Raw genomic sequence first — 1599 nt, 5'->3', positions numbered from 1 at the left:
CACTCTGCACTGCTGACGCGAGCGATAGGGATCCCTGCCACCTCAAGGCCCACCTCAACCGCGCCCTGGCCCGGACTGCCCTTGGGGATTGGCAGAGAGCCTGCCAGGATTTCCAGGCTGCCCTCCAGATGCAAGGGTACGAAGGTCGGCTTTTGGAAGACGTTATCGCTAGTTATTTCAAAATAGGTTGAGACACTTCCCAAAGGCTCCGCGCCGTTGCCGCAGCCACCTCCAACCTCTCTTAGAAATCGATGGGATTTGAATGGACAGTTAGAGGGATCGGCTCAAGCCTCCTCCGCCACTTCTCCCGTCTCGGGCCGTAGCAGCGGAAAGGCAATGACATCGCGAATGCTGGGAGCGTCGCACAGCAGCATTACCAAGCGGTCGATCCCCACGCCCAGGCCGCCGGTGGGGGGCAGGCCATATTCCAAGGCCGTGAGGAAGTCTTCATCCAGAAAGTGGGCCTCCTCATCTCCGGCTGCCTTCAGGGCTGCCTGGGCCTCCAGCCGCTGCCGCTGATCCACCGGATCGGTGAGCTCGGAGTAGGCGTTGGCCGTCTCCCGCCCAACGATGAACAGCTCGAAGCGCTCGGCCAACCCCGGTTTGCTGCGGTGGGGCTTGGTGAGGGGACACACATCCAGGGGGTAGTCCAGAACAAAGGTGGGCTGGCGCAGGCGGCTCTCGCAGCAGTGCTCAAAGGCTTTGACCAGCAACTGGCCGGGGGAGTCCTGGGGTGAGAGATTGGGGATCCCTTGGGCGGCCAAGGCCGGCAAGAGCTCTTCAGGGCATCCCTTTTCCACATCGATGAAAATGCCAGTGGCCTCCTCCACCAGCTCCTGCATTGTCACCCGTCGCCAGGGAGGGGTGAGGTCGATGGCTTCCCCTTGGTAGGTGAGCTGCAGGGATCCCCGCACCGCCAGGGCGGCGTTGCAGACCAGGGTTTCCGTCAGCTCCATCATGGTGTGGTAGTCGGCGAAGGCTTGATAGGCCTCTAGAGAGGTGAACTCCGGGTTGTGGCGGGTGGAGATGCCTTCGTTGCGAAAGACCCGCCCAATTTCATAGACTCGCTCGATCCCGCCCACCACCAGCCGCTTCAGGTGCAGCTCGGTGGCAATGCGCAAGTAGAGATCCAGATCCAGGGCGTTGTGGTGGGTGATGAAGGGTCGCGCCTCCGCCCCGCCGGGGATCACCTGCAACACGGGCGTCTCAATTTCCAAGAAGCCTCGGTCTTCTAGGGTCTGCCTTAGGGATCGGATGATCTTGGCCCGGTCAATCAGGGTTTGCTTGACCTGCGGATTGACGATCAAATCCACATAGCGCTGGCGGTAGCGTTTCTCCACATCCCGCAGGCCGTGCCACTTGTCCGGCAGCGGCAACAGCGCCTTGGTTAGCACCTGGCACTCGTCCACCCGCACCGACAATTCCCCTTTTTCGGTGCGCTTGAGGCAGCCCTTGGCCCCCAGCCAATCGCCCACGTCGATGAGCTTGTCCAAGTTCTTGAAGGCCAACTCCCCCATATGCTCCGTCAGCCGTTGCTTCTCCAGGTAAAGCTGGATGGTGCCGGAGCGATCCTGAAGGGTAAAGAAAGCCAGCTTGCCC

General features: G+C 61.4%; 2 protein-coding genes. One reads left to right on the top strand and one right to left on the bottom strand.

Annotated features, from left to right (window positions below; genetic code table 11):
- A partial coding sequence (locus NW856_RS00870; protein ID WP_414398625.1) for a hypothetical protein occupies positions 1-191 on the top strand: 191 nt, incomplete at its 5' end.
- A gap of 93 nt (positions 192-284) precedes the next feature.
- Here the strand turns inward: NW856_RS00870 and lysS are convergent.
- The coding region (lysS, locus tag NW856_RS00865; protein WP_414398624.1) for a lysine--tRNA ligase at positions 285-1599 on the bottom strand (1315 nt) is incomplete at its 5' end.

Source organism: Synechococcus sp. R3-13 (genome assembly GCF_047462195.1).
GTDB lineage: Bacteria > Cyanobacteriota > Cyanobacteriia > Thermostichales > Thermostichaceae > Thermostichus.
This window is presented reverse-complemented; position numbering and strand designations above follow the sequence as displayed.